Below are 486 nucleotides of genomic sequence, written 5' to 3' on the forward strand. Positions count from 1 at the left end.
TTCATTCCTACTGTACTAACTTAATATCCTTCTGACCAAAAATGGCGATTCCCAAATTTATACTTTAAATTCGCATGTTGATCGAACATCATTAATGCACTTTTCCCTTTTAAATACCCCATAAAACTTGAAACACTTATTTTGGGTGGAATGCTTAAAAGCAAATGAACATGATCCGGCATCATGTGCCCCTCTATAATTTTTACACCTTTGTACTGACATAATAATCTAATATCATTTTGTAAATCTCGTCGATATTGATTATATATGATTTTTCTTCTATACTTTGGTGTGAATACAACATGGTATTTGCATAACCATTTTGTATGTGCAAGACTATTTAGTTTATTTGCCAATTCTTAGCGTCCCCTTTCGATTTTTAAATGTTTGGCTTTGACACCTACATTCTAAATCTTATGGGGGCGTTTTGGTTTAACCACTTGTTTTTCCACCCGCAAAGCAGGTGGTTTTTTGTTTCGCACGCAC

General features: G+C 34.2%; 1 pseudogene. It reads right to left on the reverse strand.

The features are described from left to right. Positions 1-23: 23 nt before the first annotated feature. A pseudogene (gene tnpA, locus FC89_RS09190) lies at positions 24-356 on the reverse strand (IS200/IS605 family transposase); the annotation flags it as partial. Between the last annotated feature and the right edge of the window lie 130 nt (positions 357-486).

The organism is Liquorilactobacillus ghanensis DSM 18630 (genome assembly GCF_001435235.1).
In the GTDB taxonomy this organism is placed as follows: Bacteria; Bacillota; Bacilli; order Lactobacillales; family Lactobacillaceae; genus Liquorilactobacillus; species Liquorilactobacillus ghanensis.